Raw genomic sequence first — 5,817 nt, forward strand, 5'->3', positions numbered from 1 at the left:
CCCCCGTTCCGCCTCCGAGCCCCGTCCCAGCTCCGAGCCCCGTTCCGCTTCCGAGCCACGGCCGGACGGCGACGCCCCACCGGTGAGCGCGCGTCGCGCGCGGACCCGGCAGCGGCTGCTCGACGCCGCGCTGGATGTCTTCGCCGAGGAGGGGTTCGGCCGCTCCACGGTCGAGCAGGTCTGCGAGCGGGCCGGCTTCACCCGGGGCGCCTTCTACTCCAACTTCACCTCCCTCGACGAGTTGTTCCTCGCCATGTGGGAGCAGCGCTCGGCGCGCATGCTGGACGATCTGCGGGCGGCGCTCGCCGACGTCTCGCCCGACGTTCCGGAGGCGGCGCTGCACGCGGCGCTCGCCGCCGTCCCGGTCGACGACCCCTGGTACCGGGTCACCGCCGAGTTCACCGCGCACGCGTTGCGCCATCCCGCACTGCGGCGCGTGGTGGCCGCCAGGGAGCAGGCCATCCTGGAGACGATCATGCCGGTCGTGGTCGCCGCGCTGACCCGCGCGGGTCGCCGGGTCACCGACGAGGAGGCGCTGGGCCGCGCCCTGGTCGCGGTGCACGACGGCACCTCCGTGCAGGTGCTCATGGAACCGGACAGCAGGTCGGTACGCGGCCAGCGGGAGCAGCTGTTCCTGCACGTCCTCGACGCCTACAGCACGCCAGACGACGACAGCGCACCGGACGACGGCGGCATGCCGAACGAGCCCGCCGCGTCGCCCGTCCCCGCCGAGCCCGAGGAGCCGCAGTGAGCAGTACCTCCGACACCCGTGAGGCCGCCGACGTCATCGTCGTCGGCGCGGGGCTGGCCGGCCTGGTGGCCACCTACGAGCTCACCCGGGCCGGCCGCCGGGTCCTTGTCGTCGACCAGGAGAACGAGTCGAACCTCGGCGGCCAGGCGTTCTGGTCGCTGGGCGGCCTGTTCCTCGTGGGCAGCCCGGAGCAGCGCCGGATGGGCATCCGGGACTCGGTCGAGCTGGCCTGGTCCGACTGGTCGGCGTCGGCCGGCTTCGACCGGGAGCGGGAGGACCGCTGGCCCCGTCAGTGGGCCCGCGCCTACGTGGAGTTCGCGGCCGGGGAGAAGCGCCGCTACCTGCACGGACTCGGGTTGCGCCTCACGCCGACGGTCGGCTGGGCGGAGCGCGGCGCCGGCACGGCGACGGGTCACGGCAACTCCGTGCCGCGCTTCCACCTCACCTGGGGCACAGGCCCCGAGGTGGTGCGGGTGTTCGAGGAGCCGGTGCGCGCGGCGGCCGCGCGCGGGCTGGTGGACTTCCGCCACCGGCACCGGGTGGACGGGCTGCTCGTGGAGGGCGGCGCGGTGGTGGGGGTGCGCGGCTCGGTCCTCGCGCCGTCGGCGGAACCGCGGGGGGCGGCGTCCGGCCGGGAGGCGGTGGGCGAGTTCGAGCTGCGGGCGCAGGCCGTGGTGGTGACGTCCGGCGGTATCGGCGGGGACCAGGCCATGATCCGGCGGAACTGGCCGGTCGAGCGGATGGGCCCGCCGCCGGAGTCGATGATCACCGGCGTCCCGGCGCACGTCGACGGCCGGATGCTGCGGATCACCGAGGACGCCGGCGGTTCGCTGGTGAACCGGGACCGGATGTGGCACTACACGGAGGGCATACGCAACTGGGACCCGGTCTGGCCGGACCACGCCATCCGGATCATCCCCGGCCCGTCCTCGCTGTGGCTGGACGCGACGGGTCGCCGCCTTCCGGCGCCGCTCTTCCCCGGTCACGACACGCTGGCGACGCTGCGCCACATCCTCGCGACCGGCCACGCCCACTCGTGGTTCGTGCTGACCCGTTCGATCGTGGAGAAGGAGTTCGCGCTCTCCGGCTCGGAGCAGAACCCCGACATCACCGGCAAGGACCTGCGGATGGTGCTCAACCGGGTGCGGGGCGGCGCGCCCGGCCCGGTGCAGGCGTTCCTCGACCACGGCGAGGACTTCGTGGTCCGGCGGTCCCTGCGGGAACTCGTCGACGGGATGAACGCCCTCACCCCGGACGCGCCGCTGGATTACGCGCGGGTCGAGGCGGAGGTCGAGGCCCGCGACCGCGGGGTGGGCAACCCGTACTCCAAGGACCTCCAGCTGATGGCGGTCCGCAACGCGCGCACCTACTGGCCGGACAAGATCACCCGGGTCGCCCGCCCGCACCGGCTCCTCGACCCCGCGCACGGCCCGCTGATCGCCGTGCGGCTGCACGTGCTGACGCGCAAGACGCTGGGCGGGTTGGAGACCGACCTGGACTCGCGGGTGCTGCGGCCGGACGGCTCACCGTTCGACGGGCTGTACGCGGCCGGCGAGGTCGCCGGGTTCGGGGGCGGCGGCATGCACGGGTACAACGCGCTGGAGGGCACCTTCCTCGGCGGCTGCGTCTTCTCGGGCCGCGCCGCCGGCCGCGCCCTGGCCCGGAGCCTCGCATGACCCCGCCGACCCCACCGACCCCGCCGACAGAGCCGCCAGCGCCGACGCCTCCGGTCCCGCCGACCGGCCGGACGGCGCTGGTCACGGGCGCGTCCTCAGGGATCGGGGCGGCGGTGGCGGCCGCGCTGGTGGCCCGCGGCCACCGCGTGCTGGGCACCAGCCGGGACCCGGCCGCGGTGGCCGAGCCGCTGCCGGGCGTGGAGTACCTGCCGCTCGACCTCGCCGACGAGTCCTCCCTCGTCTCCTGCGCCGCGGCGGCGGGGCCGGTGGACATCCTGGTGAACAACGCCGGGGAGAGCCAGAGCGGCCCGTTGGAGGAGCTGCCCATGGAGCTGGTCCGGCGGGTGTTCCAGCTCAACGTCTTCGGTGCCGTCCGGCTGACCCAGCTGGTCCTGCCGGGGATGCGGGAGCGGCGGTACGGGCGCGTGGTGATGGTCGGCTCGATGCTCGCCAGCTTCCCGCTCGCCTACCGTTCCTCCTACGTGGCGTCGAAGGCCGCGCTGCGCGGCTTCGCGTCCGCCGCCCGGCGGGAGGTCGCCGGGTTCGGCGTGGCGGTGACCACCGTGGAGCCCGGCGCGGTCAACACCGGTATCAGCGAGCGCCGCACCGGCCACCTGGCTCCGGGGTCGCCGTACGCCGACGGCTACCGCACGATGCTGGCGGCGCTGAACGCCAACGAGCGCGGCGGCGTCCCGGCGGAACGGGTCGCCGCGACGGTCGTCCGGGCGGTCGAGGCGTCGCGGCCGAAGCAGTTGTACGCGGTCGGCAGCAACGCGCCGTTGGCTTTTGCCCTGCGGCGGCTGCTGCCGAGGTCGGCGGCGGAGCTGATGGTCTCCCGGCGGCACGGCCTGCGCTGAACCGGGCAACCCGCTCAACCGCCGAGGGACACCGATGCTTCACGCGGTGGCCGGCTGCGGCGGGGCACCGGGGGCCGTGCCGCGGAAGGTGCCCCGGTAGGCGTGCGGGGTGGTGCCGGCCGCGCAGGAAGCGGTGCCGCACTACCGGGGCCGGGACACGCGCGCTGAGGCGCCGCGCCGGCCCCGGCGCCGGCGAGTCAGTCCAGTTCGGCGAAGCTCTCCACGGCCTGTGTCCGGCCGGTCACGACGATGACGTCACCCGGCTGGATGACGGTCTCCGCCGTGGCGTACGTGAAGTCCTGGCCGGAGCGCTTGATGCCGACGACGGTGACGCCGTAGGTGTTGCGGACCCCGGTCCGGCCCAGCGGCACACCCGTCGCCACGCTCGGGGCGACCGTCTTGACCAGCGCGTAGTCGTCGTCGAACTCGATGAAGTCCAGCATCCGGCCGGTCACCAGATGGGCGACGCGTTCGCCCATCTCGTGTTCGGGAAGCACCACGTGGTGTGCGCCGAGGCGTTCGAGGATCATGCCGTGCTGGCGGCTGATGGCCTTGGCCCACACGTTGGGGACACCGGCCTCCAGCAGGTTGGAGGTGACCAGGATGCTGGCCTCGACGTCCGACCCGATCGCGACGACCGCGCTGGAGAAGTCGTGCACCCCGAGCTGCCGCAGCACCTCGTCGTCGGTGGCGTCGGCGACGGCCGCGTGGGTGAGCAGATCGCGGTGGCGCTGCACCCGCCGCTCGCTCTCGTCCAGGCCGACGACGTCCCACTTCCGCGCCATCAGCTCGGTGGCGAGCGAGCTGCCGAAGCGGCCGAGTCCGATCACGGCTATTCGCTGCTCGCCGCCCGGCGGGCGTCCGGCACCGGCTCCCCGCTTCTTCTTCTTGCCGCGCGCACGCAGCCCGTGGAGGAAGGTTCCCATCGTCATCCAATGATCGGTCGTTCTTCGGGATGCTGAAAGCGCTGGCTGCGCTCGCGCAGGGCGAGCGCGGACACGAGGGTGATCGGTCCGATCCGGCCCACGAACATCAGCAGGATCACGATCAGCTCGCCAAGGGCAGGCAGTTCGCCGGTGAGACCGGCCGAGAGTCCGACCGTGCCGAACGCGGACACGGCCTCGAACAGCACGACCTCGAACTCGTGGTCCACAAGAGTGAGCAACGCGATCGTGGCGCCTATCACCAGGCCGACGCCTAGCAGCGCCACGGTCAGCGCCTGGCGCAGCACGTGGGGGGCGAGCCTGCGCCGGAAGATGCCGGACGTCGGCTCGCCGCGCACCTCGGCGAGGATCGCCGCGCCCAGCACGGCGAAGGTGGTCACCTTGATGCCGCCGGCCGTGCCGGCGCTGCCGCCGCCGATGAACATGAGCACGCAGGTGGTGAGCAGCGTGGCCTGCTCCATGGAGCCGACGTCGACCGCGTTGAAGCCGGCCGTGCGGCTCATCGCGGAGTGGAAGAACGCGTTCAGCACCTTCTCGCCCGTGTGCAGCGGGCCGAGGGTGGCGCCGTTCGACCACTCCAGGAAGAGGGTCAGCAGGGAGCCGAGGAACAGCAGCAGCGCGGTGGTCGCCACCGTGAGCTTCAGGTGCAGCGACCAGGCGATCCGGCCGGTGGCGCGGCGGCGCGCCCGGTGCCGCAACAGCTCGATGATCACCGGGAAGCCCAGTCCGCCGAGGATCACCGCGACGGCGATCGGCAGCGTGACCCACGGGTCCGTGGCGTAGCGCACCAGGCTGTCCGCGTTCAGGCTGAACCCGGCGTTGTTGAACGCCGAGATCGAGTGGAAGACGCCGTCCCACACCGCCTCGGGGAAGGGCGTCCCGTGGTGCAGGAAGAACCGCAGGGTCAGCACGACGGCGGTGACGCCCTCCACCACCAGCGTCACGAGCGCGACCCGGGTCAGCAGCCGCCGCACGTCGCCGATGCCCTGGCTCTTGGTCTCCGTCTGCGCGGAGAGTGTCATCCGCAGCCGCAGCTTGCCGGCGATCAGCAGCGCGAGCAGGGAGGCCAGCGCCATGATGCCGAAGCCGCCGACCTGGATGAGCGCCAGTACGACCCCCTGCCCGAAGCCGCTCCAGTGCTCGCCGGTGTCGACGACCACCAGCCCGGTGACGCAGACCGCCGAGGTGGCGGTGAACAGCGCCTGGACAAGGTCGGTGGGTTGCCCGTCGCGAGCCGCCACCGGGAGTGCCAGCAGGGTGGCGCCGGCCACGATGGTGACGGCGAACGCCATGACCACCGCCCGAGCCGGATGCATCCGAAAGAGCATCCGGCCCAACGTCAGACCTGCCACGTCGCACCGTTCCCAGACATACGGACCTCATGCCCCGGGCGCTTCCCGGTGGGCCGACGGGAACCATAGCTCCGTCGGATGGCCGGAAAACCACCTTTACTGCCCGGACCCGAGAACCTTGACGCCGCTTTGACGCCTGCCGCCGGCAGCCTGGAAGCGCAGGTGGGGGCGGTGTTCGACCCGGCTCGGGCGGAGGCTAGTGTTCCGGTTCGGCGGGCCGGCCCGCCGAACCGGAAC

The 5,817-nt window shown here is 73.1% G+C and carries 5 protein-coding genes; 3 read left to right on the forward strand and 2 right to left on the reverse strand.

The window, feature by feature from the left end; translation table 11 throughout:
* Positions 1-82: 82 nt before the first annotated feature.
* The 3 genes from GL263_RS19945 to GL263_RS19955 are packed head-to-tail and all read left to right on the forward strand — an operon-like array spanning position 83 to position 3,284.
* Positions 83-751 carry a TetR/AcrR family transcriptional regulator gene (locus GL263_RS19945; protein ID WP_182857104.1) on the forward strand — a complete coding sequence of 223 codons (669 nt, stop codon included), beginning with the start codon at positions 83-85 and terminating at the stop codon, positions 749-751.
* Positions 748-2,427, forward strand: coding sequence for an FAD-binding dehydrogenase (locus tag GL263_RS19950; protein WP_182857105.1), 1,680 nt, complete (start codon positions 748-750; stop codon positions 2,425-2,427). The genes GL263_RS19945 and GL263_RS19950 overlap by 4 nt, the downstream gene beginning before the upstream one ends.
* A complete protein-coding gene (locus GL263_RS19955) occupies positions 2,424-3,284 on the forward strand; it encodes an SDR family oxidoreductase (RefSeq protein ID WP_182857106.1) in 861 nt (286 codons plus the stop codon). The genes GL263_RS19950 and GL263_RS19955 overlap by 4 nt, the downstream gene beginning before the upstream one ends.
* Before the next feature lie 197 nt (positions 3,285-3,481).
* Here GL263_RS19955 and GL263_RS19960 read toward each other — a convergent pair whose 3' ends face one another.
* Both GL263_RS19960 and GL263_RS19965 read right to left on the reverse strand, forming a co-directional pair.
* The gene (locus GL263_RS19960; protein WP_228456678.1) at positions 3,482-4,216 is read right to left on the reverse strand and encodes a potassium channel family protein; all 735 of its coding nucleotides are present in this window, start codon (positions 4,214-4,216) and stop codon (positions 3,482-3,484) included.
* Positions 4,213-5,544, reverse strand: a complete 1,332-nt coding sequence (locus GL263_RS19965; protein WP_228456679.1) for a TrkH family potassium uptake protein — start codon at positions 5,542-5,544, stop codon at positions 4,213-4,215. The genes GL263_RS19960 and GL263_RS19965 overlap by 4 nt, the downstream gene beginning before the upstream one ends.
* Positions 5,545-5,817 lie beyond the last annotated feature (273 nt).

This window comes from Streptomyces durbertensis (assembly GCF_014156695.1).
In the GTDB taxonomy this organism is placed as follows: Bacteria; Actinomycetota; Actinomycetes; order Streptomycetales; family Streptomycetaceae; genus Streptomyces; species Streptomyces durbertensis.

Coding starts and splice junctions, on each gene's coding strand:
- GL263_RS19955 (WP_182857106.1), top strand. CDS start 2,424: ATGACCCCGCCGACCCCACCGACCCCGCCGACAGAGCCGCCAGCGCCG.
- GL263_RS19965 (WP_228456679.1), bottom strand. CDS start 5,544: ATGCATCCGGCTCGGGCGGTGGTCATGGCGTTCGCCGTCACCATCGTG.
- GL263_RS19960 (WP_228456678.1), bottom strand. CDS start 4,216: ATGACGATGGGAACCTTCCTCCACGGGCTGCGTGCGCGCGGCAAGAAG.